The sequence below is a fragment of the Brevundimonas sp. NPDC046655 genome, from assembly GCF_044901625.1.
Lineage (GTDB): Bacteria > Pseudomonadota > Alphaproteobacteria > Caulobacterales > Caulobacteraceae > Brevundimonas.
This window is the reverse complement of record NZ_JBJDPV010000001.1, coordinates 651,928-675,632: the sequence shown is the minus strand read 5'-3', so window position 1 is coordinate 675,632 and position 23,705 is coordinate 651,928. Positions and strand designations below refer to the sequence as shown.

The 23,705-nt window shown below is 68.8% G+C and carries 24 protein-coding genes; 5 read left to right on the top strand and 19 right to left on the bottom strand.

Annotated elements, in window-relative coordinates:
* Window position 1: 1 nt before the first annotated feature.
* The 17 genes from ACI2KI_RS03240 to ACI2KI_RS03160 form a co-directional block, all read right to left on the bottom strand.
* Window positions 2–1,699 carry a site-specific DNA-methyltransferase gene (locus tag ACI2KI_RS03240; RefSeq protein WP_404617683.1) on the bottom strand — a complete coding sequence of 566 codons (1,698 nt, stop codon included), beginning with the start codon at window positions 1,697–1,699 and terminating at the stop codon, window positions 2–4.
* Between the two features lie 129 nt (window positions 1,700–1,828).
* Entirely contained in the window at window positions 1,829–2,437 is a 609-nt protein-coding gene (locus ACI2KI_RS03235) for an LPD7 domain-containing protein (RefSeq protein WP_404617681.1), read from the bottom strand.
* Window positions 2,434–4,284 (bottom strand): type IV secretory system conjugative DNA transfer family protein, encoded by a 1,851-nt coding sequence (locus ACI2KI_RS03230; RefSeq protein ID WP_404617679.1) that lies wholly within the window; start codon window positions 4,282–4,284, stop codon window positions 2,434–2,436. Before ACI2KI_RS03230 ends, ACI2KI_RS03235 begins: the two co-directional genes overlap by 4 nt.
* Window positions 4,250–5,257 carry a P-type DNA transfer ATPase VirB11 gene (virB11, locus tag ACI2KI_RS03225; protein ID WP_404617677.1) on the bottom strand — a complete coding sequence of 336 codons (1,008 nt, stop codon included), beginning with the start codon at window positions 5,255–5,257 and terminating at the stop codon, window positions 4,250–4,252. The genes ACI2KI_RS03230 and virB11 overlap by 35 nt, the downstream gene beginning before the upstream one ends.
* The gene (gene virB10, locus ACI2KI_RS03220; RefSeq protein ID WP_404617675.1) at window positions 5,257–6,390 is read right to left on the bottom strand and encodes a type IV secretion system protein VirB10; all 1,134 of its coding nucleotides are present in this window, start codon (window positions 6,388–6,390) and stop codon (window positions 5,257–5,259) included. The genes virB11 and virB10 overlap by 1 nt, the downstream gene beginning before the upstream one ends.
* A complete protein-coding gene (locus ACI2KI_RS03215; RefSeq protein WP_404617673.1) occupies window positions 6,387–7,193 on the bottom strand; it encodes a TrbG/VirB9 family P-type conjugative transfer protein in 807 nt (268 codons plus the stop codon). Before ACI2KI_RS03215 ends, virB10 begins: the two co-directional genes overlap by 4 nt.
* On the bottom strand, window positions 7,190–7,873 hold the full coding sequence (locus tag ACI2KI_RS03210; protein ID WP_404617671.1) for a virB8 family protein: 684 nt from the start codon (window positions 7,871–7,873) through the stop codon (window positions 7,190–7,192). Before ACI2KI_RS03210 ends, ACI2KI_RS03215 begins: the two co-directional genes overlap by 4 nt.
* Window positions 7,870–8,079, bottom strand: coding sequence for a hypothetical protein (locus ACI2KI_RS03205; protein WP_404617669.1), 210 nt, complete (start codon window positions 8,077–8,079; stop codon window positions 7,870–7,872). Before ACI2KI_RS03205 ends, ACI2KI_RS03210 begins: the two co-directional genes overlap by 4 nt.
* Before the next feature lie 3 nt (window positions 8,080–8,082).
* A complete protein-coding gene (locus ACI2KI_RS03200; protein ID WP_404617667.1) occupies window positions 8,083–9,003 on the bottom strand; it encodes a type IV secretion system protein in 921 nt (306 codons plus the stop codon).
* Between the two features lie 226 nt (window positions 9,004–9,229).
* Window positions 9,230–9,958, bottom strand: coding sequence for a type IV secretion system protein (locus ACI2KI_RS03195; RefSeq protein WP_404617665.1), 729 nt, complete (start codon window positions 9,956–9,958; stop codon window positions 9,230–9,232).
* Window positions 9,955–12,330: a VirB4 family type IV secretion/conjugal transfer ATPase gene (locus tag ACI2KI_RS03190; RefSeq protein WP_404617663.1), complete on the bottom strand. Its 2,376-nt coding sequence runs from the start codon at window positions 12,328–12,330 to the stop codon at window positions 9,955–9,957. The genes ACI2KI_RS03195 and ACI2KI_RS03190 overlap by 4 nt, the downstream gene beginning before the upstream one ends.
* Complete coding sequence (locus ACI2KI_RS03185; RefSeq protein ID WP_404617661.1) at window positions 12,323–12,658, bottom strand: type IV secretion system protein VirB3; 336 nt, start codon at window positions 12,656–12,658, stop codon at window positions 12,323–12,325. Before ACI2KI_RS03185 ends, ACI2KI_RS03190 begins: the two co-directional genes overlap by 8 nt.
* Window positions 12,651–12,821 (bottom strand): hypothetical protein, encoded by a 171-nt coding sequence (locus tag ACI2KI_RS03180; protein WP_404617659.1) that lies wholly within the window; start codon window positions 12,819–12,821, stop codon window positions 12,651–12,653. The genes ACI2KI_RS03185 and ACI2KI_RS03180 overlap by 8 nt, the downstream gene beginning before the upstream one ends.
* Window positions 12,821–13,123 carry a TrbC/VirB2 family protein gene (locus tag ACI2KI_RS03175; RefSeq protein ID WP_404617657.1) on the bottom strand — a complete coding sequence of 101 codons (303 nt, stop codon included), beginning with the start codon at window positions 13,121–13,123 and terminating at the stop codon, window positions 12,821–12,823. Before ACI2KI_RS03175 ends, ACI2KI_RS03180 begins: the two co-directional genes overlap by 1 nt.
* Entirely contained in the window at window positions 13,120–13,740 is a 621-nt protein-coding gene (locus ACI2KI_RS03170) for a lytic transglycosylase domain-containing protein (protein WP_404617655.1), read from the bottom strand. The genes ACI2KI_RS03175 and ACI2KI_RS03170 overlap by 4 nt, the downstream gene beginning before the upstream one ends.
* Before the next feature lie 79 nt (window positions 13,741–13,819).
* Window positions 13,820–14,077 carry a helix-turn-helix transcriptional regulator gene (locus tag ACI2KI_RS03165; protein ID WP_404617653.1) on the bottom strand — a complete coding sequence of 86 codons (258 nt, stop codon included), beginning with the start codon at window positions 14,075–14,077 and terminating at the stop codon, window positions 13,820–13,822.
* Between the two features lie 100 nt (window positions 14,078–14,177).
* Window positions 14,178–14,678 carry an XRE family transcriptional regulator gene (locus ACI2KI_RS03160; RefSeq protein WP_404617651.1) on the bottom strand — a complete coding sequence of 167 codons (501 nt, stop codon included), beginning with the start codon at window positions 14,676–14,678 and terminating at the stop codon, window positions 14,178–14,180.
* Between the two features lie 271 nt (window positions 14,679–14,949).
* Here ACI2KI_RS03160 and ACI2KI_RS03155 point away from each other — a divergent pair, with 271 nt between their 5' ends.
* From ACI2KI_RS03155 to ACI2KI_RS03135, 5 genes are all read left to right on the top strand, one after another.
* Entirely contained in the window at window positions 14,950–15,516 is a 567-nt protein-coding gene (locus ACI2KI_RS03155; protein ID WP_404617649.1) for a GntR family transcriptional regulator, read from the top strand.
* 70 nt (window positions 15,517–15,586) lie between these two features.
* On the top strand, window positions 15,587–15,715 hold the full coding sequence (locus ACI2KI_RS03150; protein ID WP_404617647.1) for a hypothetical protein: 129 nt from the start codon (window positions 15,587–15,589) through the stop codon (window positions 15,713–15,715).
* 97 nt (window positions 15,716–15,812) lie between these two features.
* Window positions 15,813–15,938 (top strand): hypothetical protein, encoded by a 126-nt coding sequence (locus ACI2KI_RS03145; RefSeq protein WP_404617645.1) that lies wholly within the window; start codon window positions 15,813–15,815, stop codon window positions 15,936–15,938.
* A 109-nt stretch (window positions 15,939–16,047) separates the two neighbouring features.
* A complete protein-coding gene (locus ACI2KI_RS03140) occupies window positions 16,048–16,713 on the top strand; it encodes a lasso peptide biosynthesis B2 protein (RefSeq protein WP_404617643.1) in 666 nt (221 codons plus the stop codon).
* A gap of 2 nt (window positions 16,714–16,715) precedes the next feature.
* On the top strand, window positions 16,716–18,431 hold the full coding sequence (locus ACI2KI_RS03135; RefSeq protein WP_404617641.1) for an asparagine synthase-related protein: 1,716 nt from the start codon (window positions 16,716–16,718) through the stop codon (window positions 18,429–18,431).
* Here the strand turns inward: ACI2KI_RS03135 and ACI2KI_RS03130 are convergent.
* Both ACI2KI_RS03130 and ACI2KI_RS03125 read right to left on the bottom strand, forming a co-directional pair.
* Complete coding sequence (locus ACI2KI_RS03130) at window positions 18,376–20,751, bottom strand: prolyl oligopeptidase family serine peptidase (RefSeq protein ID WP_404617639.1); 2,376 nt, start codon at window positions 20,749–20,751, stop codon at window positions 18,376–18,378. The genes ACI2KI_RS03135 and ACI2KI_RS03130 overlap by 56 nt on opposite strands.
* A 7-nt stretch (window positions 20,752–20,758) precedes the next feature.
* Window positions 20,759–23,704: a TonB-dependent receptor domain-containing protein gene (locus ACI2KI_RS03125; RefSeq protein ID WP_404617637.1), complete on the bottom strand. Its 2,946-nt coding sequence runs from the start codon at window positions 23,702–23,704 to the stop codon at window positions 20,759–20,761.
* Window position 23,705: the final 1 nt, after the last annotated feature.

The window sequence follows — 23,705 nt, the reverse complement described above, 5'->3', positions numbered from 1 at the left end:
TCTAACCGCCGGCCGCCGCGCGCCAAGGGTTAAGGACGACGACGTCGCCGTCCGAGGTCTTGGCCGCGCCGCCGCCTTCCAGAGCGAATGTAAAGGCCAATTGGCGGTCGTCCTTGGTTTTACGGCGGGGCGCCGCCGCCTTCAGTTGTTCGAAGGGCGCCCGTACGGGAAGACGCGGTCGCTTGCCCTCGAACAGGTCCTGGACGGCGACCAGCTGGAGGCGGGGGAATTCGCCGTGGGCGGTCTGAATGAAGCCGGCGCTTGAGGCTTCGGTCGTCATCGGGCGGGTGTGTCCGGTCAGGGTGACCAGAACGCCCAGTTCGGCCTTCTCACGCTCGACCACGGCGCGGAGGTCCCGGACGGCGTCGACTCCGACATGTTCGCCGCCCTTCACGGAGATGATGATCCGGCCCACGCCGCGGGGGCCGTTGAGGAAGAAGATTTCTCCATCGATCCCCCGATCGGCGCCCTTCTTCCGCTCACGATACTGATCGACCCCGAACAACCAGTTGGCCCACCATTGGAACTGATACTTGTTCCGGCGGGCCAGATCCCGCGCCGACGCCAAGTCGCGGGGACGCCCTTCGACCGACAGCTTCAGTTGCGGAAAGGCCGCCGCCATACGGTCTTCGATTACCGTGATCGCATGATGGGTGACATCCATGCCGATCCAGTTCCGGCCCAACTTTTCAGCGGCGTGCACAGTCGTGCCGCACCCGCAGAAGGGGTCGAGCACGGTCTGGCCTTCGTTCGAGGCGGCCAGGATGACACGCTCCAGAAGCGCCAGGGGTTTCTGTGTCGGATAGCCCAGTCGCTCTCCGGAGCCGTTGAGACCGCGGAGCATCGGGATGTCGTCCCAGAAGTCCTGAAGCGGCACGCCCTTGCTCTCATCAAGATACCGCTTCTGGTAGGCCATTCCCGAACCGCTGTAGACGAGCCGACCCTCGTCGTGCAGCCGCTGCATGTTCTCACGGCTGTATCGCCAGTGCCGCGAGATGCCGTTCCATTCGTAGAAGGGGTTGCCTTTCGCGGCGCCGCCGGGTCCCGTCACATCCCCCTTGTTGTACCGCCGACCCGTTTCCGGCTCGATGTGACGGTACCATTTTTCGACGGTGGTGGCGGGCAGGGGGCGATAGCCGACGTTGAAAGGCGCCCCCTCCGATTTCCGATAGAAGAGCAGGACGTCGTGGATGCGTCCGAAGTGCTTCGAGCCCTGCTTGGCGTCGTTGTGAGCGTCGCTGCGTTTCCAGACGATCTCGTTGGTGTAGCGGACCGGCCCGAAAACGGCGTCCAGGATGATCTTGAGATAGTGGCTGGCGGTCGGGTCGCAGTGCAGGAAGAGCGAGCCGGTCGGGCTGAGGACGCGGTGCAATTCGATAAGGCGGACCGTCATCATGGCGAGGTAGGCCATCATGTCGTTCTCGCCGAGGGAAACGCGCAGAGCGGAAAGAATTCGGGCGGCGGCGCCGCCGGATCGGACCACGTCCGCAAACGCTGCTTCCGCCGTCTCACCCCAGTGCCAGGAATCCTGAAACGCCTCGAGCTGAGCGTCGGCTGCAGCGCCGGCCGGGGTCTTGAAGAGGACGTTGTACTGCGCCTTCGAGTTGAAGGGCGGGTCGAGGTAGATCAGGTCCACGCTCTCATCGGCCGAATGGCTGCGGAGCATGTCCAGATTGTCGCCGAAGTATAACTGGCCCATCGCCGCCTCCTCAGGTTGAGGCACTTATCCACAGGCCGTCCGGACTGGGGGTTAATGGCGGAGTATTTATCTAGCAGTGTTGTACGAACGCTGCACTTCGGGTTTCCTGCGGGGTGAAGGTATGACGGCTCATTTCCTTGCGTGTCCGCGGTCTCGCTTCTCGAGCGTATGGTCGCGGTCGGAGGACAAGCCCGCCCGCATCACGGCATGGGCTATGAGGCGCCGTTGAGCCTCAACATCAGGGATCAGGGAGCGGACGACGGCAGCCGCCTTGCGAAGGCGCTCTCCCTGATGGTGCGGTGCATAGGGCAGGCCCGCAGCCTGACGGTCGCGATCCCGAGGGCGGTAGCCGTTGACGTCCAGGCCCTGAGCGCGCGCCTGGATCCAGACCTCGCGGCGGAATGTTTCGTCGCCCTCGACCTTCAGCCGCGTCCAGCCGCGATGTCGGGCGACCTTGAGCATGTCGGCGATCGTGTCGGGATAGGCCAGGTCGGTGGTCAGCCGTCGACCGGCATCGCGGAAGGCCGCGTCGGACGTGCGGTGATCGCGGTAGAAGCGCTCGGCGCGTCCGCGCAGGTCCCGTTCGACCAGATAGCGGTCCAGGATCGGCTGAGGCACGTCGCCTTTTAAGGTCGAACGGGCCGGGGCTTCCCCGGCGCGTGCGCGCTCAGGACCGATCCGGTTGGCGGACGCGTCGTCTTCGCGCCGACCGAACGGAGCCTGCTGCCGCTCGGTCATGGTTCATGCTCCATCCGTGGAGACTGGGGCGCGGCCATGACGCGGTCGAGCCAGTCTCGGACCTCCCGTTCCGAAGAGCCGTGAGCCGGCGGCGGCAGCCCCTCTTCGGCGAAGGCCCGGACGATCGCGTCCAGATCCGCGTCTGCATCTTCTTCGGACGTCGTGAGCGGCGGTATGGGTGAACCGGAAGGACATTGCGGGAGCTGAGGGATGTCCGGCGGCGGACGCAGGCGGCGACGGAAGACCGCCTCGCGGTAGTAGGCGATCTTCCGTCCCCGAACGGCGGGGAGACCCGCCTTGAGGACGAGGAGGGTCGAGGCGGGCAGGCGCATGAGCTCCTGAGGCAGCATCAGCGGTCGCCGCTGGTCCGAGACGGTGATCGTCCGGCGGCCGGCGCCGAGCCCCCGGGGGCGGCTGCGGCTGAGGGCGGCGTAGGTGTAGGCGCCCAGGCGTTCGCTGAGGTCCTGAGCCGTCTTCAGATCCTTGGGCGCGAAGACCACTTCAACGCCGCAGTTGGCGAAAATGTCTTCGGCCAGGTCGGCGCCGTAGATCGCTCTCAGCTGGGCCGGGCTCTGAATCACCGGCAGCATCCGAATGCCGTAACCCGCGACCCAGGAGAAGGCATGGGCCAGAACAGGGGCCGGACCGAGCCGGGCGAATTCATCGAGCAGCACGAGAACGGGCCTGTCGTCGGGACCCGGCAGAGCGCGGCTGTTGAGGTCGACCAGCTGCTGAAACAGCAGGCTGTAGAGGGGAGCGACGCGAAGCAGGTTGTCGGGCGTCGCGCCGAGATAGAGCGACATGCGTCCCTGTCCCAGGTCCCGGAGGTCGAAATCGCTTTCGGCCGTCGCCGCATCCACCCTCGGGTTCAGCCATAGCCCCATGCGGGTCGTGATGGTCTGGCGGATCGAGGCGAAGGTGTTCTCGCTCGATGCGCAGAAATCGTTGAGAGCGGAGGCGCAGGCGGGGGGCAGAGGCGCGCCGGAGCGGCGTCGCGCTTCCACGGCCTTGGGAAAGCGGGTGCGCGGATCGTCGGCGATCAGCTGACGGAAAATCCCGCCCAGGGTGAAGGGCAGGGGCGGGCTCGCCGCCACATAGGCGCCGACGCCGATGAAGCCTGTGCGGGCGGCCTCCGACCAGAAGGGATCGGCGTGATCATGGCCCGGAAACAGCATGACCGCCATCCGCTGGAGCTCGTCGAGTACGGCGGCGTCGTCCGAGCGGTCGATGTGTCCGAGGGGGTTGAACCGGACGGTGCGGCCGTCCGACGCCAGGGGGTCGAACATCAGGATGCGCTGACCGTGTCCGGCGCGGTAGCCGGCCGTGGCCGTGAAGTTCTCGCGCTTGATGTCCAGCACCACGACCGAATGGGGCCAGGCCAGGAGATTGGGGATCACGATCCCAACGCCCTTTCCCGTCCGGGTCGGTGCATGGAGCATCACGTGCTCCGGGCCGTCGGTGATCAGAAAACCGCCGCCGGGGGCGCGGCCGAGGATGATCCCCTCGCGGGCGCGCAGGCCCGCCGTGCGCTGTTCGGCCGCCGTGGCCCACCGGGCCGCGCCGTGCAGAGGACGCCGGCGGGAGAGGGCCGCCCCTGCGCCCGCCAGCAGGACCGACAGGCCGGTGGAGGCGGCCCCGATCATCAGCCAGCGGCGGACATCGGGGTCATGGCGGTAGTACAGGAACCAGGAGGGCGCCTTAAGGGGATCCAGGTCCGGCGTGAACCGGCCCAGACCGATCAGGGCGATGGTTCCGCCGCCGATGATGATGAGCAGGGAGGCGGCCAGGAGACCGACGACCCATCGTGCGGCGTCAGGACCCAACACGGCGCTTGCGGAGCGGGTCATGCCAGACCTCAGTCATGCGGAAACGGCCCCCCGACTTCTCCATCTGCACCACCACGTCGACCAGCAGATGGAGCAGAGCGCGGATGTCGTCGCGGGGCAGATCGCGTCCGCCTTCGGATTCCCGCACCAGCAGGGTCAGCTGCTCGAAGGCCAGAGCGGCGGAATCGGCATGGACCGTGGTGATCGAGCCCGGATGGCCGGAGTTGACGTTGCGCAGATAGAAAAAGGCCGTGCCGTCGCGGAGCTCCTGCAGCAGGATGCGGTCCGGCCGCATCCGCAGCGCGCTCTCCAGCAGCGCCTTCGGCCCGACATGAGCCGAGCCCGGTACGTCCTTGGAATAGGTCATGTGGACGATGTTGCGGTGGGGCGCGACGAGTTCGCGCGCATCCTCGATGGTCAGAAGCCGCTCTTCGGGCGGGATCAGCTCGATCAGCCCTTTGGCGAAGGTGGTCTTCCCGGAGCCGGTGGCGCCGGACACCAGGATGTTGCGGCGGGCTTCGACGGCTAGGCGGAAGAAGTCGGGCCAGTCGCCTCGGTCGCGCAGGCGGATCAGTTCGGCGTCCGTCTCATCGATCTCGCTTCCGCGCGCCGCAGCCGTCCGGTCGAACAGCCCTCCGGCCCGGAAATCCTCGAGCGTCAACCGACGCCGCGAGGGCTTACGGATGGTGAGCGACACCGTACCCTGCGGCGCCACCGGCGGTAGGACGATCTGGCAGCGTTCCTCGCCCGGCAGGACGGTGGAGCAGATCGGACGGTCGTCGCCGACGTCCTGACGGGTATAGGCGGCGGCCGCCACGGCCAGGGTCCGCAGCCAGGGCTCGGAAAGCGCCGGGGCCTCATGCCAGACCCAACGCCCCGCGCGCTCCACCCCGACCTCTCCGGGGCGGTTGACGACCAGCTCGGTGACGTCGTCCGGCGCGAGCAGCGGCCGGAGCGGCGCGAGGTAGTGGTCGAGGACGGCCGTGTCGCCCATCACCGCGCCTTCAGGCGGTAGACCGAGGCGAAGTCGAGATCCCGGGCCACAAAGATGGAGACCTCGCCGCCCTGATCCTTCCTCAGGGTGGGCGGAATGCCGACGGAGTCCTCAAGGGCTGTCGAGGCGGCGTCGGAGGGGACGCGGATGCCGGACCGATCGGCACCGAGGTCCAGGGCGGCGGACGTCGCGCCGTCGACGATGCTGAGCAGCAGGGCGCCGCCGAAACGCTCCCAAAAATGGGAGTCGATGCGGCCGTCGAAACCGGCGCGACCAAGCCCATCGGCGGCCGGCGAGGCCAGAGTCACGGTCACGCCGTCCGGGGTGACGGCGCGGGTCCAGAGCACGAACAGCCGGCCGCGTCCGCGCTGAAGCCCCGAGCGGTATTCCCCCAAAATGCGCGTGCCGCGCTCCATCAGCACCACGGACCCGTCGTCTGACCAGACGTCGCGCGGCACGATGCAGGCGGCGAATCCGGGCGTCGCGCTGTCCATCGCCGTCTGCAGCACGCAGGGAATGGTCGACCCGGCGGTGATGAGGAAGCGACGGTCTGACAGACGGTCTGCCCGGGCCCGCTCGATGGAACCGGCCTGACGCAACCGGTCCAGGGCGGTCGCTTCGCCGGGAACGGCATGCTCGATCGCAGGCGTGCGGCCGGTGGTCGGCCGCGGGCCGGAGCGGCTGTAGGCGAGCACCGGCGCCCGCTGGGCGCTTTCCGCCAGAACACGTCGCTGTTCTTCGGGCGACGGACCGTGAGCCTCAGGGGATGCCGAGGCGGCGCCGTCGATCGCAGGGACGACGGGTTCGCCCGTCAATGAGGGGGCGGAAGGGTCCGAGGTGCTCAGCAGCGGCGGCTCAGGCCGGCGCCGGGCGGGTTCGAACGGCACGAACCGACGGGCCGGCTCGTCGGCGCTTTCGGAGGGCGGGCGGTCGCCCCGGTCCCAGGTGGCGAAGAGGAGGGCGCCGCAACCCGCCGTCAGCGCGGCCAGGGTGATCCAGCGGCTTTTCGGACCGCTCAATCGACCCGCGACCGGCGAGATGACCCGGTCGCCAGCGGGCGGATTCCTGACGGGCGTCGGGGCCTCGGAGGCGTTTGCGTCGCCGAGGGGGCCGATCGGATCATCGGCGTTCATGACCCGCCTCCCGTCCGGACGCGCTCGACCCGTGACGAAGCCGTGCCCGTGCCCGTCGCGCCCGCCCGGTCGTCGAACGCCTCGTTATAGAGGCAGAGGACCGCCCGGCCCCGCCTCAGGCGCAGACCGCGCACGACGCCGTGGATGACCACGAACTCGCCGCGCACGTCATAGGGCACGAGCCGCTCGGTCCCGCCGTCCGTTTCGAAGATGGCCGGGACGGCCTGGCCGCCGGGAAAGCGCAGGACGGTGAAGCGGCCGTTGTCGCTGACTTCGCTGGGCTGGAGGGCGGCGTCGCCCTGGGCGGACCAGGCGAGGTTGCGGGGACCTTCGATCGCGCCTTGGGCCAGTTCCAGCCCTATCAGGCGGGTCTCGGCCACCTCGGCCGCCTCGGCCAGGGCGGCTTCGGCGGCGGCGTGTTCATCGGCCGGATAGCGGAAGCGGACCTGATGGACGGCCGCGGCCGTCGCCCGCGCGTCGAGTGCGAAGACGTAGTGGCGCAGATCGCCGCCCGTACGCTCAGTGACTACCAGCAGGTTCGTCGGGGCGTGACGTTCGCGAGGCTTCAGGAACAGCACCGAGCCCTCCGCCGCCACCTCCCAGGCGACGCTGTCGCCGACAGCGGCATGGCGGATGGTTTCGTCCGGCGCAAAGATGATCTGGGTCGCGGTGCGGAAGGCGCCGTCGATGCGGTGGACCACGTCGGGCGCATAGGTCAATTCGCGGATGCGGCCGTCCTGGGCGAGGGCGGGCGCGGCCAGGGCGAGAAGGAATGCGCCGAACAGCGCGGCGGGCGGTCTCATCGGATCACCTCCGGATCGGAACGATAGGAGCGCACCTGGAAGCCCAGGGGATTGCGCAGCCGGTCGGCCTCGGTCATCGGCGCACGCGTGTAGGAAAAGCCGATGGTGGCGATCCAGTCGCTCTCCTCGACCTGCTGGGCGCGGCGGACCGTCCGACGGTAGCGGACGTTGGCCACCTCGGGATTGATGAAGCCGACGGCCCGGATCGACACCGAGGCCTCAGCCTGGAGGCCGTACAGGTTCTGCGGGCTCGCAGGGTTGGTTCCTCGGAACAGATCGGCCCAGCGCCGCTGTTCGGTCGGCCCGGACAGGATGGAGACCAGGCGGAAATTCTCCTCCGCGGCGGCGTCGAGATAGCCTTCGCGGGCGCGGACGTACTGCGCCAGAAAGTATTTGCTGACCGCTTCCTCATAGCGCACCGGGCCGCTCTCCTCCGACAGACTCCGGGCCAGATCGACCGCGCCGGTCGCCTGATCGACGCGGATGACGAAGGGCTCGACCGTCTTCAGGGGCGTCAGACCCGCCACGGCGAGGACGGCGGCGCCGGCGAGGGCGGCGGATGCGGCGGCTGCGGCCCAGGCCAGGCGTCGTGAACGGACGGCCGAGGCCAGCCGATCCTGGTCCCAGCGTTTCGCCTCGGCGAAATAGCGCTTCAGCTCATCGGAGGGGACGCCGGTCATGCGCAGCCTCCCGGCGCGCCGCCGGCGGGCGTCGAAATATCCGTTGCCGTTTCGGGCGCCGTAGGAGAGGGCGGCGCGAGCACCGAGCCGTACGGGTTGGCCGGTCGGCGGGTCCGGCCGTCGCAGACCGGCAGGGGATCTGCCGTGATCGCGGCGCAGCCGCCGGCGGCAAGGAGCGAGGCGATGAGAAGAAGCGGGATGCGCATGGGTCAGCGTCCTTGAGGTCGGATGGAGCCGCCGCCACGCGGCGGCGCCCGGCCCGCCTCGACGGGACCGGAGGCGCGGCCGGAGCGGCTGGAGCCGAGGGCTGCGGCGTTGGCGAAGTCGGCGAGGCCGGCGCTGGCGCCGCCCGCCACGCCTGCGGCGATGGCCGGGGTCTGGAGAAAGAAGATCGCCCCGAGCAGGCACAGGGCGATGAAGATCAGCCCGCCCACCATCGGATCATGGCCTTCGATGGCGGCCCACTGATCGCGCACCAGGGCCAGCACCAACTGAAAGATGGTGATCATGAGGGCGAACAGGACAAGGTAGTTCACCGCCTGGCTGAGCCAGCCGAAGAAGTAGCGGCGGGTGGCGTCGAACAGGGCCGCGGCGATGAAGATCGGTCCGAGCGCCACGAGCAGCGCCAAGGCCAGCTTGGCGACCATGACGACGCCGAAACCCAGGGCGCAGGCGAGGGCTCCGATGACCAGCACGGCCGCCGCGACGATGTAGGGCGCGGGGTCGAAGGCCGAGCCTTCCCGGGCGATGGTCTCGCTGAGATACCCTGCATAGGCAAGGAACTGATCGAAGGCCGCCCCCACATTGGGCGCGCCCGAGCCGCTGATCGCCTGAGTCAGGGCGTTCGGCAGGTCCACGAACAGGGGCTGGGTGACAAAGCCGGAATAAGCCGCCGTGGTCGCCAGCGCATGGAGCAGCGCCAACTTGATGGAGCGGATCGCGAAATCCATGACCGGTTCGCTGATCGCCCCGCGCAGTATGGCGTAGCCGTAGAGCAGCACATAGAGAACCAGCGCGACGCGCAGCGGGCCTTCGACCACGGCGATCACGGACGACAGCCGATCGCCGAGGAAGGCGTTCAGCCGTTCGTCGATGAAGATATAGCTGGGCTCGAAGAGGCGAATGCTCATGGCGGGGCTCCTCAGCGGGTCTGCCGGTAGAGGGCTTGGCGGTCGCGGCGCTTGGCTTCGGACAGACCTTTGCGAGCGGCGTCGCAATTCCGTGTCCGGCGCTCCGTGTCGCATGCGGCCACCGCGGCCTCGGCCGCCGGTCGGTCGGCGGCGAAACGCCCGGCAGGACCACCCGTGCCCGAATATGCACCGAGCCCCAGGGCCGCGGTAAGGATCAGCACGGCCTTCACCGCATCGTCTCTCTGTAGGCGGCCAGCCGGGCGTCCCGGGCCACGGCGGCGCGTTCGCGGGCGCGCTGCTCCTCCAGCCGCGCCTCGGCGGCCTGGGTCAGAGCCAGCCCCTGAAGCCGGACCTGCTCGTTCTGGATCAGAGCCTGTTCGGCGGCGAGACGCGCCTCCAGATCCATCACCGCCCGGGCGTTGGGCGCCGTGTCGAGCGCCCGGCGCAGGGCTTCCAGCCCTTCAAGCCGTCGGTCGGCCGCCTGACCGACGGCCTCGCCGACGGCGAGATCGCGGGCGGTGCGCGCTCCGGCCCGCTCCAGGGCCTCATGATAATAGCGCTCGGTCTCGGGGACCTCCCCGGGCGGGGGTGCGTAGACCCGGGTTCCGGCGCGGATGGCGTCGGCCCGTTCGGCCAGGGCGCCGAGGGCCGACAGATCGCCTTCGGCCGCGCTCCGCAACGCTCGCAGGTCGGGAAGCGGATTGCGCACCTCGGGAAGCCCGAGCTCCGATGCCAACCGGTTGACGTCGGACAGGTCGTTCAGGCTCTCGAACAGCGCCCGGCCCTGACGGACCTGTTCGCGCAGCTGCTCGAGCTGGTCCAGGGCGGTCCGCGCCTCGCGCACCAGCTGGGCGTAGGACGTCGGATCGTGGACGATCTGCTGGGCCCGGACCCCGTCCGCGGCGGTCAGGAGGGCGGCGGCGGCCGAAGCCGCGCCGAGGATGCGGCGGATCATGGAAGTCTCCTCTGCTCGTGAAAGACATCGCGCCATTGCGCATAGGCGTCGCCGTGCTCGGCCCGGAGACGGTCGAGAAGGGCGACGGTCTCGGCCCGGCCGGACAGGACCGCCAGGGCGTCATCCATGCCGGTGAGGTCGAGTTCGACCACGACGCCGGCGTGCCCCTGCTTGACCAGAAAGCGATGGGATTCCGGCGTCAGTTCATCCCGGATCAGGCGGAACTCGGTCTCGCTTAGGCCGAAGCCGTCGACATAGTCGCGGGCCCGCCCGTGGGCGTTGGGCAGGAAGATCCGGGTCGCGCACTGCTCGAGGATGGCCGGGGCGATCGACGAGGCGAGCGCATCCGACGGCGACTGGGTGCCGAACATCATCAACGCGTTCTGCTTGCGCCAGGTCTTCAGGCCGTCCCGGATCATATCTGTGAAGGTCGGATCGCCCAGCGCCTTCCAGAACTCGTCGATGTCCAGCACCAGGCGGCGGCCGTCCGCCCGTGCGCCGATCCGGTGCAGCAGATAGAGCATCACCGGGGCGCGGACCTCAACGTCATCGAGAATGGTGGTGATGTCGAACCCGATCAGGCGGGCGTCCAGGGAGATGGCGTCCTCAGGATTGTCGAGTACCCACCCGAGCGGTCCGCCTCTCATCCAGCGTTCGAGCCGGGCCCCGATCCCGCCCGCATCGCCCTGGCCCAGCAGGCTCCTCAAGGCCGAGAGCGACCGCTGAGCTTCGGGCAGGGCTTCGAGCGCCCGGACGCCGTCGTCGATGGCGCGCGCCTGTGTCACGGTCAGCGGGTCGTCGGGACGCTCCACCAGGGCGCGAACCAGACGCGCGAGGAAGGCGCGGTTTGCGGGAGAGGGCTCCAACGCCTTGAACGGAGCGAAGCCGGTCGGCTCGCCGGCCTGCAGGGCAAGGTAGACGCCGCCGGAGGCACGCACGAATATCTCGGCGCCGCGATCCTTGTCGATGAAGATCTGCTGGGCGCCGAACCGTTCGAACTGAGCCAGAATGAAGTTCTGAACTACGGTCTTGCCCGAGCCGGAGGGACCGCAGATGAAGGTGTGCCCCAGGTCGCCGACGTGCAGGTTCAGGTGATAGGGCGAAGCAGCCGTGGTCTTCAGCACCGCCAGGGCGTCGCCCCAGTGATGGCCCGAGCGCCGTCCGACCGGATGGGCGTGGAAGGGCGCGAGCGCCGAGAAATTGCGCGAGGTCACGACGGCGGGGCGTGTGCGTCTGCTGAAATTACCCGGAAACTGGGCCCAGAAGGCGGCTTCCAGCCCGAGGTCCTCGCGGGCGACCACGAGGCCGCTGTCGGCCAGGACGCTGCGCGCCTTCGCCAGATGATCGGCCAGGGCGGTCTGATCCTCGCCGTGGACCAGCACCGAGGCGTGATGTTCGCCCATGACGAAGCGGTTGCTGATCAGATCGTCCAGGGCCGCGGTCAGTCCGTCGATCTGGGAGGCTGCCCGGTCCCGTGACGAGACCATCTGGTTCTGTTTCCGCTCCATGACGGCGCGGGCTGCGGGCTTGGACAGGAAGGCGAAGGACTGGGTGGCGACGAAGGGGAAGCGCGCGTCGAGCAGACCGTCCCACAGGCCGGGCCGGGTGACGGACGGATACTCTTTGACAGCCAGGACGCCGGCGAAGCGCGTATCGGCTGCATCGCGCAGCTCCAGCGTCTCTCGTCCGAAGATGATCCGCGACGTATAGGCGGCGTCGCCGAGCCGGCCGCAGGTTAGCGGGACCCGCTCGGTGCGGCCCGTCAGGATCAGCCGGATCATCTCAAGCGGTTCGGAGAACCACAACCCGCCATGCTCATAGAGGCCGAGGCGCCGCGGCCCGTAGGGGGCGAGGAACTGCATCAGGTCGCGGCCCGCGTCCTCCAGGCGTTTCAGCAGACCCGCATCGACTTCGGTTCCGCCGCGCCGTGCGGCGCGGAGGCGCCGCATCAGGACGCCCGCGCGTTCCCCCGCCTCACGTCCCGGATGAAGCACAAGGGTGACGTAGAGCTCGTTGACGAACAGAGGCTGCGTGGCGAGCCGGGCGTCATAGGCGGCCGACAGTTCGCGTGCGAAGTCCGAGACGTGCCCCGTCGCTGGTACGGTTCGGATCGGCCGACGGACGACGTGGTGCCAGACGGACAGCCGATCGTCGGCCAGGTTGCGCCAGGTCTGATTGAGCTTGATGTGCCGGTCGTTGAGGTCGCGGGCGTCGACCGTCTCGAAGGGCGCGCCGTCCAGCTTCAGGCAGAGCATCAGGGCGCCGCTGTCCAGGGCCACGATCCCGTCGGCGGCATGGCGGGCGTACGGCAGGGCCGCACGGACCTCCGGTTCGCGCCTCATCCGCTGCAGGGAGCCAGAGTCTTCAGCCATGACGCAGATCTCGGGCCGAGGCGCGGCGCACCAGCGGCAGAGGCGTCGGCGAAGAGCCGCCCCAGGTCGCTCCGTTGCGGGCCCGGCCCTTGGTGTCGACATAGGCGAAGAGCAGACGGAAGGCGTTGTGATCCGTCCTGCAGACGGCGCGGAACACCAGGTGCAGAGCCGGTGCGATGAGGAGGTGGAGAAGGCTGCCGCCGACCAGAAAGACGACGCCCGAAAGGATGACGTTGACGCCCATAGCCTCCATCGGCACGCCCATGACCATGGCCGGCCGCGTGCAGGCCAGGAAGAGCGGGTCTTCGATCAGTCGTTCTTCAGCCATGACCGCCTCCGAACGCGCCGTTCGCCGCGGCGATGAGGAGCGTGCCGAACCCGAGCCCGCCCGCGTACTGAGCGAAGCGACCCGGAGTGATCAACCGCCGCCACATCATGACGACCAGGCCGACGCATACGGTTGCGGGCAGGGCGATCCAGGCGGCCGACATCAGCCGCCCCCGGTGATGAGGTTGACGATCTCGGCCGCGCCGAAGACCACCACGATGCCCAGGACGACGATGGCGGCCCGGCGCAGATCGAACAGGCCGAACATCCACAGCACGCCCACGATCACCACCGCCAGTACAGCGAGGAGGCGGGCGGTGTTGCCGGTCAGCATGTCCACCACGTTCTGGAGGAGCCCTTCGACGTTGGCGGAGGCGAAAGCCGGTCCGGCGCCCGCAAGGCTCGCGGCGCCGGCGACCGTCGCGGCCGCCGCCCGGCGGCGCAGTCGTGAGAGAGGTCGGGTCATGACAGGGAACTCCGGAAGGGAGGGGCTTTGAAAGTGGCGACGCGCGCGCCGCGCGCGCGGGCGAAGATGTCCCAGGGCGGGGGCGGGCCTTCGGCGGTGATCGGAACGGGCTGCGTCCGGACCGTCGCGTCAGGCGCGGGGAGGGTGAGGGAGAGGCGGACGGCGGCGGCCTCCACGCGGCCGACGTAGCCGTTGCGGAAACCCCGCTCGGGATGGCCGGTGTTGTATCGGGACAGAGCGGCCCGCAGCGCCGCCTGCCTTTGATCCGGGCGGTGGCCTGAAGGGCGGTAGCCTGTCCGGAGGACCTTCGCCGAGGCGGCCAGGTTGCGGCACGGGTCGAAGACGTCCTCGACGCTGAGGCCCAACCAGGCGAGATTGCCGCTGTTGATCTGGCCGACGCCGAGATCAAGGTCGGCGCCGCGAGCCAGAAGTCCGCGGGCGATCCGCACGGCGTCGGGGCGGTCCCGCGGCCGCCGCGACGGACGCGGGCCGCGGTTCACCCCGATGGCCAAGGGATCGAAACGGCTTTCGACATAGGCGATCGCCGCAAGCGTCTCCGGGGCTGTGGTCGGGGCGCAGGTCTGAGCCAGACTGAGAATGATCGCGAGATCGAGCATGGAGATCGCTCCGCTGAAGACCCCACGAGCTCACCTCATCCGGGGTGTCCCCGCGACCCGCGGGCTCACCGGGGGAGATCTACGGTAGGAAGCTGCGCCTCTCCCGCGCCCGGCGCTCTCCGAGCGCAAGCAGAGCGACGGCCTGGATCCGTGTGCGCACGCCGAGCGCCCGGCAGGCGCCCGTGAGATGTTCGTCGATGGTGCGGGAGGACAGGCCCAGACGAGCGGCAATCGCCGTCGACGTCAGCCCCGTTGCGGCCAGGTCGAGGCATTCGGCCTGACGCGACGAGAGACGATCCAGGCCGCTCGGACTGTTTGTATACAGGGTCGATGTCATGCGCGGAATCGGGCCGGCCGGGATCTGAAGAGGCAATGCCGTATGGAGCCGACCGGAGGTCGACGACCGCAGACCTACGGCGGGGAGGGCTGAGCGGCGATCAGCGGCTCTCGTCGTCGGCGGACGGATCATCCGATCTGGGGGTCACGAGGCGGCGCCGCCGCTCTTCAAGCCAGGCTTCGGCGTGGGCGTCCCGGGCGACGGCAAGACCTGCCAGGTCCTTCAAAGCCCGGGTGAAGGTGTTGATGATCGTCCGCCCATCGAGCTCGGCCATGGCGTCGCCGATCTCCTCGTCGAACTCCTGCAGCACGACCATGAGGATGGTCGCCAGCTTGTTGTCGGCGGACCGCAGGGCGAAGGCGGGAGAACCGAGCGAGAGCGCGGAGATGATGGCGTGAGGGTCGCTGTCGGTGACGTCGGCGAAGCGGTGGATGCGCTCGAGATTGATGCGGCCCGCTCCGGCCTCGAAATGTTCGTACGACCGGAGCGCCATGTTCATGCCCTGAGCCACGTCGGCGGCGCGCAGGCGCCGGTGTGAGCGGATCAGTCGCAGGCTCGCGGAGAGGACCGCATTCGGCGACGGATGCTGCTCTGTCTCCATCTCCCGGTCATCCCCTCGATGATGGGCCTAAGAGTCGTCCGGCCCCTGACGCCCCTGCCGGTTGAAAAATGCCCCAGGCTTGCGCCAAATGAAAGTCCATAAAGAACAACGTCATAAAATCTGCGGTCATGGCGCAAATAACTTGCGGACGACAGTATAGCTCTCACGGCCCGAAACGGACCTGCCGTAAATCTGCAACCGCAGACCTGCGGGAGGCGCGCGGAATGTTGTCGCATGTCCGTTGGAGACCCCCTGATGGACGCGACGGGCCATGAGAACGCGCGACCCGTTCGGAACGGCTCTGGGAAGCCTTCGTGCGGCGCTCGACCAGGGGCTGGCGCCCGGTCGGCACCTGCCGGTCGCGGACATCGCGACCGCGCTCAAGCTGAGCGCTTCGCCGGTGCGCGAGGCGTTGTCGCGTCTGTGTGGAGAGGGTCTGATCGAGGATCGCCGCGGCTTCGGCTATTTCACGCGCAGCGCCCCCCAGGAGGACATCCTCGGTCTTCTCGACCTCGAGGAGGTCCATGTCCGCCTGGCGGCGAAAGCCTCTGCGGACCCCGTCCCCGCTCCCGGATCCGACATGGTGATCGAGGCTTGGATGCTCAGCCTCATGGAAGGCTGCGCCAACCTGCCGCTTGCGGAAAGCTACCAACGCGTCCGCCGGCAGCTCGATCCGATGAGGCGTCTGCATGGTCCGACGGACCTCTGTTCAGCGACTTCGGGAGACGACGGCGTTAAGGCCTATTACGATCGATGGCGTCTCGCATCCGTCGGTCTGGCCGCGCGCCTCAGGCGCATGGACCCGGCGCCGCCCGAATATACGACGAATAGAGTTTGAATCGATTTCGGTTCGGGCGCTGATGGTCCGTCGTCGATGTTCCTGTCGACCTTCGGAAATGGAGACGACCATGACTGCCCGACACACCCCCCGCCTTGTCCGCCTGGGCGCCGCACGCCGGCTCACCCGCGCCGTGAACGACGCCACCTACCTGGAGCTGAACTCCCCCCGGGAATACGACATCCCTCCGGGCGAATGACGCCGCGGCCGCCTTCCAGGCGGCGGGACGCCCGGTCAACGGCCTCGCCCGGGTGTTCATGATCAGAGGCCTTCGCCGACAGAACGGGAGACGGATCATGACGATCCCGACCGGAACCCGCCTGCTGCGCCTGGGCCGGGCGCGTCGACTGACGCGCGCGGCTACCGACGGGGAGTTCTTCGAGCTGAACTCCCACCGCAAGTGGGACATGCCGCCCGAATAAGGACGGAAGGGCCGCCGGCGACGGCGGCCCGATCCCCCGACGAAGTGTCGATGCGGTCCGGCCCCCGGCCGCCTCCTCGACGCCGCCGGAAGACCCTGGAGAACGGACGATGCGCACACGCTTACAGGATGACGGCGCGGCCGACCGGCAGGCGCAGCTCGCTCCGGGCATTCATGCGGTCCGGGCCGGACGGGACCTCATCCTTCTGGATCTGGCCGCCGACGACTACCTCTGCCTTCCCGAATGCGGTCCGTTGAAGATCTCCGGCGCTGTGGTCCGCGGTCCGATGGAGACGCTTCTTCGGCTTGCGGCGGAGGAACTCCTTCACTCCGAGAGGACGCCGGCCCCGCACCGTGAGGTTCCGCCCGCGCTTCCCCGGACGGCGTTGACCCTTCCCGATACAGTGCGTCCGACCTTCCGCGATCTGGCGACCTTCTCCGTGATTTGGCTCGACGCCGCGCGGGTGTGCCCGACGCTCTACGATCTCGCACGGCGGGTGCAGGGCCGCTGCGGGCGTCAGGACGACCTAGCGGCCATCGCGGCCAGGGTTGAGGTCTTCAACCGGCTTCTTCCGCTGGTGCCCTGGACGGGCGCCTGTCTCCTGCAGGCGGAGCTCCTTTTGCGGTTTCTGAACGCTGCCGGCCTCGACGCCGACTGGGTGTTCGGCGTCCGGACCTGGCCCTTTCTGGCGCATTGCTGGCTTCAGGTGGGAGACGTCTGCGTCAGTCAGGTCCCGGAGACCCTGACCATCTACCGTCCCATCATGGTGATCTGACCATGAGCGCGGACTCGGCCGTCATCCTTGTCGGCGACCATCCCGCAGCGCTTTCGGCCCTGACGGCGCCGGTGCGGGGGCACCTGTCGCGGGCGGGCTGGTCCTGCCGGGTCGATCATCCCTTCATCCGGGTCTACGCCCCCACACAGGGGCGGCTGGAGATCACCCCGGCTTTCGACGGCCACGGGGTCCTGATCGGAGAGGTGTTCGATGGGGACGGGCGGCCCCTGCCCACGGAGGACCGGCGCGCGCTGGGCTGCCGCTGCCTGGACGCCCCCAGGGCGCACACGCTCGTCCGCTCGGTGTGGGGACGGTATGTGCTGGTCCGCAGAACGGGCGACGGCGTCGCCGTCCTGCGCGATCCGTCCGGCGCCTTGGAGGTGATGACCTGGCGCAGGTCCGGCGTCACTCTGATCGCCGGCGGTGCAGACGCCGTCCTCGATTCCCTGTTTCCTGAAACTATGGACATTGACCCGGAGGGCGTCGCCGCCCTGGTCGAACGCCCAGGGGAGTTCCGCCATAGACCGGCGCTGCGCGGCCTGACCCCGATCGCCGCAGGTGAACTCCGCACGTGGACCGCGAACGGGACATGCTCGAAGCAGATCTGGACACCCGCCGCGGTCTATCGGGCGGGACGCAGAAGCGCGCCGCCGCCGCTGCGACAGACGGTGGAGCGGGCGGTGCGGGCGGCAGCCGGCGACCGCCTGTGGGTCGCGGAGCTCTCCGGCGGTCTGGATTCGGCCATCGTGGCTGCGGCTCTGCACGCCGATCAACGCCGTCGCGTCACCGCATGGGTCAATCATTACGTGGATCAGCCCGAGGGCGACGAGCGGGGCTACGCCCGAGCCGTCGGCGACCGGCTCGGCTTCAGCCTCACCGAAGTCCGGCGCGACGACCTTCTAATCGATGAGGCAAGGCTGGCCCGGACGGCGGAGGGGTTCCGGCCCGCCATCAACGACCTGGATCTCACCTACAACGACGACATCGCGGCGCGGATCGAGGCGACCGGCGCCTGGGGCTCCCTGACCGGCCAGGGCGGTGACGCCGTCTTCTTCCAGATGCCCACCCCGCTGATCGCCCTGGACGAGATGCGGGAACGCGGGCTGCGCGCCCGTGTGTCCGTCATCCACCGGACAGCGCGGTGGACGCGACGCTCGGTCTGGCCGCACGCCTGGTGGAGCGCCTGGCGTGATCACCGCAGAAACCGCGCGACCTGGGACCATCCCTGGCTGACCGATCTGCACGGCGTTCCGCCCGCCAAAGCGCTGCAGATATCGGCCCTGGCCTTTTGCCAGACCTTTCAGGGACCCGCCGGACGGAGCCGGCGCGGGCCCTGCCTCAATCCGCTGCTGAGCCAGCCGGTGATGGAGGCGGGACTGGCGTGGTCTGCCGCCGAGCTCACCCGCGGCGGCCGCGACAGGGCCGCCGTCCGCGCGGCCTTCGCCGATGTTCTGCCGGCGTCTCTGATCGCCCGCCGGTCGAAGGGCGAGCTGGGCGTCTTCTACGGCGAGGCCGTCTCGGCCCGTTTGGACTTCCTGCGCGACTACCTGCTCGGCGGCGCGCTCGCCGAAGCCGGACTGATAAGGCCCGGCCTCGACGAACTTCTCGTCCGAGAAACCCTTCTTTGGCGCGGCGGCTTCCAGAAGGTGCTCGGTCTGGCCCTCACGGAAGCCTGGCTGCGCCGTTGGAAGGAACGTCTGCGTCGCTGTCGGACCTGAGATGACGGTCGAACCAGTTCAACACCTGCTCATAGTAGACGCGGGCGTTTCCAGGGCCATGGATGCCGTGCGCTTCGCCGAACAGGAGGGTGAGGGCGGCGGGGCGATTGAGACGGCGAAGCGCCGCGTACATCGGTTCGGCCTGACCCGGGGCTATATCCTGCTCTCCGTGGACGAACAGAATGGGCGCGGTAACCCGGTCGGCCGCTTCGAACGGACTGTTGCGTCTGTAGCGTTCGGGATCGCTCCAATAGGCGCGCAGCATTCCCGCCTGGCCTGTCTCCAACCAGCGGGCGTTGCTCATATTGATGTCGTCGTTGGCGCCCGCCATCCGATCCGCCAACGGGGTCTCGCCGATGACGGAAGACAGCTGGTAGGCGCCGTTGTGAGCGACGACAGCGCCGAAGCGGGAGGACTGGGTCGCGCTCATCACGACGGTCCAGGCCCCGAAGCTGTGTCCCCACAAGCCGATGCGGCGCGGATCGACCTGGCCTTCGTCGGCTGCTGTATCGACGACTGCGAGGATCCGGTCCGCCAACCCGTCCGCCGGCTCCGGCGTCGCCGGAAGATCGGGATAGAGGACGGCGTAGCCGTCCGCGACGAGCAGCGCGCCGTTCTGAACCAGATTGGCGGTCTCAGGAGCCATGGCGGCCGGCGGCGAGGGAAAGGTCTTTCCGGGGTAGGGAATGACCACCACGGGTGGCGGGATCGCGGCGGGCCTTTGCGGCAGATAGAGCCAACCTCTTGCGCCCGAGGCCCCGCGGACCTCGCGGGGTTCGATCCGTTCGACGGCCTCAAGCTCAGGATTGAGGTGGCTCACGATCCGCGATCCGTTGGCAGTGCGCAGGGTCAGGGTGTCGAGGCCCCGCCCTTCAGTGCCCCGTTCCAGAACGGCGCCGCCCGCCCATCCAACGGCGGCCCCCGGGACGGCGTGCACGCAGGCCTCCGCCTGCGGATCATCCGCCCGGATCCGGCACAGCCGGTCTCCGTCGGGTGCGACGACCGCCTCTCCGCTCTTCATCGGATCAAACCGGCTGCGCTGGCCGAAAGGCCCGTCCGGGCGGACTGCGGTCGCCGCGGCGCCGGCGTCGCGGGCGAGGCGGTCGGGCCCGACACGGAGGATGCGGCCGCCGTCGGCGAACAGCAGCGATGAGCGGCCCTGCGCCGTGAAGCGCGCCTCGCGGCTCACGCCTTCGAGCGGAACGGCGCCGTCCGGGCCCTGCAGGAACCATCCTCGGGTTCCCTTGAGGCTGCCGAGGACGACCGGCGCGCCGCCAGACCAGCCGCCCTGAACCGTGGGGCTGCCGTAAACGTCCACCGACGTGTCGAGTGACACGCCTTCGGGCGTCACATCCTGCGTGGTCCCGTCGGGCGCGACCGCAAGCAGGGTAGGGCGGTCGCCCAGGGCAGCGACGAGCAGGGCTTCGGAGGCGGGCGCCCACGACAACAGGCTCGTCGAGATGTCGACAGCCTCGAGGGGATCGATCGTCGCGCCGGTCTCCAGGTTCACCAATCGCAACGTCCGTGCCCGGCGCAATTCGGTCGCCGTGTCGGCGTCCGGAGGCGGCAGGATCGGACCGTCCTGGATGAGCGCTGCATGTTTCCGGTCCGGCGAGACCTCGAAATCGAGGAACGGCCCCTCTGAAAGCGACTCGGCTGCGCCGGTATGGGCGTCGATCCGCCAGAGACGACGCGCGGGCGGCGGCGGAGGCGGAACATCGGAGCCGGACGTGATGTACGCCGCTTCTCCGGAGGCGGCCCGCGCCCAGAGAGCCGGAGCCTGCTGTTGCAGGGCGTTCATCTGTTCCAGACGCGGCGGAAGTCCGCCGTCGGGCATGCCGAGGACGAGGAGCGTATCCTCCGACAGCCATTCGACGGCGCGCCCCCAGACCCCGCTTTCCGGCGAGACGTCGGTCCAGATCACCGCGCCGGTATCAAGCTCAACCAGTCCGAGGCGCAGCGAAAGCCCCTGCAGCCGGTAGACGACGATACGGCTTCCTCCCGGAGAGAAGGGGCCCATCCGATACCCCGCGTCGTCCGCCTGCGGCAGGAGGGGGCGGCTCTCCCCGGACCACCCCAAGTCGATGCGGTGGAGCCTGGCGTACCAGAGCGTGCCTTCCGCCTGGAGGTCGAAGCGCGGAAGGTCGTTCCGAGCGCGCCGTTCTTCGAACACGCCGACGCTGCCGGTCGGATCCACGGCGATCCGACCGAAGGTCTCGAGGCCCAGAAGGGTGTCGAGGGTGAGGGGATCGGCCCACACGGGACCGGCTCCGGCCATGACGGAGAGGGCGCAGACTGCGCCGAGCAGCATCGATCGCATGTCGGCCCTACCAGCGCTTGATGAGCTGAAGGGAGATCCGGCGGCCGAAGATATCGGTATTGGCGGCGTCGTAACCGTAGCCCGAAGGGGAATCGTAGAAGGGCGGCTCGCTGTTCGCCAGATTGATGACGTCCAGGGTGACCGAGACCCCTTCGCCCCAGCCCTCGGCGAAGTCGTAGCGGGCCTGTCCGTCGAAAGTGGTCCAGTCGTCTATGACGCGCCCGCCGACAGGATCGCGACCGCCGCTCACATGGTTGGCGGTGAGGCCCAAGGTGACCGGACCACTTGTCCACCTGCCGCCGATCCGGCCCCGCCATCGCGCCGGGAAGTTCGGCGTTCCGACCAGAGCTTCCGTCGGCGAGGTTTCAGTCAGCTCCCGATCATATCGCAGCAGCCGTGTGATCGAGCCGTCGACGGAGGCCTCGCCCGGCCCCAGATCAAAGGCGTAGCGCGCTGAGATGTCGATGCCCTCGACCTCAAGGCGTGAGGCGTTGACGAAGCGATTGTCGATAACGGCGCCGTAGGACGTTGCAGGGAAGACGTTGGGGTTGAAGTTTCCGGGATGATCCAGAAGCGACTGGATCAGGGCCCTGTCCTCGGCGTTTGAAACCGGGTTCACGAACCGCACGAACGGCGCAAGGGTGGCGTCATTGAGGGCGTCGGCGACGTTCTCCGACACCGGGTTGCCGATGCGGTCGTCGAAGCGCGTCCGGAACCACCCGGCCTCCAACCTGAAGCCGTCGGCTGCGGCCGGCGTCCAGACGAAGCCCGCCGTCATCGATTCCGCCGTTTCCGGATCCAGATCGGGATTCCCGCCGTACCGGATCACCGTGAGCACATTGGCGCCGTCTCGGTTCAGAAACGCCGGACCGAGCTGATAGGTGGTGTAGAGTTCCCGCAGCGACGGCGCGCGGAAGGACGTGCCGTAGCTGGCGCGCAGCAGAAGGTCCGAGGACGGGCTGTAGAGAAGGCCGACCTTCGGGTTGGTGGTCCGGCCGACGCCTTGGTGATCTTCGATGCGGGCGGCCAGGGACAGTTCCAGCCGCTCGATGCCCGGACGGGCGTTGTCCGCGCCGACGATCGGCGCACGGAGCTCGACGAAGGCGGCCGAGACATCCCGCTCGTATTCGGTCGGCGCCGTCAGTCGAGGCGTCTGACCGGACGTGAAGTTTTCGCCTTCGGTCTCGAAGCGTTCGCGCCGGACGTCGACGCCAGCAGCCATCCGCAGCGGTCCGCCGGGCAGAACCAGGATCGTGCCGTCGATCTTGATGTTGAAGGATCCGACCGTGCTGACGTTCTCGACCCGGGTGTAGCCTGAACCGATGAAGGCCAGGACGGCAGCGCTGTTTGCGGCAGGATCGCCGTAAGGGTTGAAGAAGCCGTCCACGGCGGTGCTGAAGGGCGTCGTCGGATTGTCCGGCGTTCTTCCCAAGGCCTCGGCCAGATAGGTGGTTTGGACACGGTTGGACAGGGTCCGGCCGCCGACCTCGCGCGCCCCGCTCACATAGGCGGCGAGGTTCCACCCGAGAACCCGGCCCTCCAGGCCTGCGGCGCCGCCCAGGCTGCGGGTCCGGCCGTCCGACCGACCGGGGCCGAGATCCCTGATGTAGGAATAGGCGATCTCCTGCATCGTCTCTCCGGTCGGGGAGGCGAAATAGGGGTTGGCCGGCGTCACGACAATCGTGCCGATGTCGGCCGGGGTCGCCAGAACGTAGTCCCGCTCGGTGTAGCGCAGATCACCGTCCAGGCTGAACCCGCGGGGCAGGTTCTGGCGCGCCGCCGCGAACACGCTCTGACGACGCTGGTGCGGCAGCATCCACTGGCCTTCGTTCTGATTGGTGAGATTGACCTCTCCGGCGATGAAATCGCCCGGCGCCAGACCTACGCCGTTCTGGCCTCTAGGGATGGCGTAGACCGGGTCGAAGGACCCGGTGACGGGATCGAAGTACATGATGTTGCCGGGCGCGGCGTGGAACAAGCGTCGATCCGATCCGCCCAGGGGACGAAGGTCGGCGCTCCGGGTGGCGCGACGGTCCTCCGCCCGCAGTTCGCCGCGGTCGTGGACCTCGTAGGACGCCACCAGACTGCCGCTCGACCAGTTGAAACCGCCGGTATGGGAGAAGATTACCTCCTCGGCGCCGCCGTCGCTCGTGCCGCCCACCCGCAGTCGGCTCTCCGCGCCGTCGAAACGGGATTTCAGGATGATGTTGACCACGCCGCCTACGGCGTCGGCTCCGTAGAGGGCCGAGGCCCCGTCGAGCAGGACGTCCGCCCGCTGGACGACGCTGGACGGCAGGTTGGACACATCGGCGAAATCGCCCGCGCTGCCTGTCCCGGCGATCCGACGGCCGTTGACCAGGACCAGGGTGGCGTCGGCGCCCAGACCCCGCAGATTGACGCCGGTCGCATAGCCGAGATTGCGCCCCGAGCGGTCCGCACCGGTTCCGGCCGAACCCTCGAAGGCGCTTCCGGTGAAGTTCTGGGGCAGGGCGGCCAGGGCGTCCGCCACCGTGGCCCGGCCGCTCCGCGCGACGTCGTCCTGCGTCAGCATGATCACCGGCGACGGGCTGTCGGCGCCGCGCAGATAGCTGCCGGTGACGACGATCTCGTCCAGCACCGTCGCCTCTGCCTCGGCGTCCGCACGGGCGCTCGGATCGACGAGGACGTAGACGTTCGGTCGACTCCGCCTGTAGGTCAGGCCCGTGTCCCGCAGGAGCAGACCCAGCGCGGCTTCCGGCGTGAACTCGCCCGCCACGGCCGTGGAGCTCCGCCCGGCAACAAGGGCGCTGGGGTAGAGGATCTGCTGCCCGCTCAGCCTGGCGAACGCCGGAAGCGTCCGTTCGAGCGGACCCGACGCGATGTCGAAACGGCGCGTCGCTTCGACCTGAGCCGTTGCAGGCGTCGCCGCCATCATGAGCGCCGCCAGGGCGGCTGAAGTGAATTCCGGTCTCATC

Bases quoted from the DNA above. Each gene is read 5' to 3' on its own strand.
- ACI2KI_RS03240 (WP_404617683.1), bottom strand. From the start codon at position 1,699: ATGGGCCAGTTATACTTCGGCGACAATCTGGACATGCTCCGCAGCCAT.
- ACI2KI_RS03235 (WP_404617681.1), bottom strand. From the start codon at position 2,437: ATGACCGAGCGGCAGCAGGCTCCGTTCGGTCGGCGCGAAGACGACGCG.
- ACI2KI_RS03230 (WP_404617679.1), bottom strand. From the start codon at position 4,284: ATGACCCGCTCCGCAAGCGCCGTGTTGGGTCCTGACGCCGCACGATGG.
- virB11 (WP_404617677.1), bottom strand. From the start codon at position 5,257: ATGGGCGACACGGCCGTCCTCGACCACTACCTCGCGCCGCTCCGGCCG.
- virB10 (WP_404617675.1), bottom strand. From the start codon at position 6,390: ATGAACGCCGATGATCCGATCGGCCCCCTCGGCGACGCAAACGCCTCC.
- ACI2KI_RS03215 (WP_404617673.1), bottom strand. From the start codon at position 7,193: ATGAGACCGCCCGCCGCGCTGTTCGGCGCATTCCTTCTCGCCCTGGCC.
- ACI2KI_RS03210 (WP_404617671.1), bottom strand. From the start codon at position 7,873: ATGACCGGCGTCCCCTCCGATGAGCTGAAGCGCTATTTCGCCGAGGCG.
- ACI2KI_RS03205 (WP_404617669.1), bottom strand. From the start codon at position 8,079: ATGCGCATCCCGCTTCTTCTCATCGCCTCGCTCCTTGCCGCCGGCGGC.
- ACI2KI_RS03200 (WP_404617667.1), bottom strand. From the start codon at position 9,003: ATGAGCATTCGCCTCTTCGAGCCCAGCTATATCTTCATCGACGAACGG.
- ACI2KI_RS03195 (WP_404617665.1), bottom strand. From the start codon at position 9,958: ATGATCCGCCGCATCCTCGGCGCGGCTTCGGCCGCCGCCGCCCTCCTG.
- ACI2KI_RS03190 (WP_404617663.1), bottom strand. From the start codon at position 12,330: ATGGCTGAAGACTCTGGCTCCCTGCAGCGGATGAGGCGCGAACCGGAG.
- ACI2KI_RS03185 (WP_404617661.1), bottom strand. From the start codon at position 12,658: ATGGCTGAAGAACGACTGATCGAAGACCCGCTCTTCCTGGCCTGCACG.
- ACI2KI_RS03180 (WP_404617659.1), bottom strand. From the start codon at position 12,821: ATGTCGGCCGCCTGGATCGCCCTGCCCGCAACCGTATGCGTCGGCCTG.
- ACI2KI_RS03175 (WP_404617657.1), bottom strand. From the start codon at position 13,123: ATGACCCGACCTCTCTCACGACTGCGCCGCCGGGCGGCGGCCGCGACG.
- ACI2KI_RS03170 (WP_404617655.1), bottom strand. From the start codon at position 13,740: ATGCTCGATCTCGCGATCATTCTCAGTCTGGCTCAGACCTGCGCCCCG.
- ACI2KI_RS03165 (WP_404617653.1), bottom strand. From the start codon at position 14,077: ATGACATCGACCCTGTATACAAACAGTCCGAGCGGCCTGGATCGTCTC.
- ACI2KI_RS03160 (WP_404617651.1), bottom strand. From the start codon at position 14,678: ATGGAGACAGAGCAGCATCCGTCGCCGAATGCGGTCCTCTCCGCGAGC.
- ACI2KI_RS03155 (WP_404617649.1), top strand. From the start codon at position 14,950: ATGAGAACGCGCGACCCGTTCGGAACGGCTCTGGGAAGCCTTCGTGCG.
- ACI2KI_RS03150 (WP_404617647.1), top strand. From the start codon at position 15,587: ATGACTGCCCGACACACCCCCCGCCTTGTCCGCCTGGGCGCCGCACGC.
- ACI2KI_RS03145 (WP_404617645.1), top strand. From the start codon at position 15,813: ATGACGATCCCGACCGGAACCCGCCTGCTGCGCCTGGGCCGGGCGCGT.
- ACI2KI_RS03140 (WP_404617643.1), top strand. From the start codon at position 16,048: ATGCGCACACGCTTACAGGATGACGGCGCGGCCGACCGGCAGGCGCAG.
- ACI2KI_RS03135 (WP_404617641.1), top strand. From the start codon at position 16,716: ATGAGCGCGGACTCGGCCGTCATCCTTGTCGGCGACCATCCCGCAGCG.
- ACI2KI_RS03130 (WP_404617639.1), bottom strand. From the start codon at position 20,751: ATGCGATCGATGCTGCTCGGCGCAGTCTGCGCCCTCTCCGTCATGGCC.
- ACI2KI_RS03125 (WP_404617637.1), bottom strand. From the start codon at position 23,704: ATGAGACCGGAATTCACTTCAGCCGCCCTGGCGGCGCTCATGATGGCG.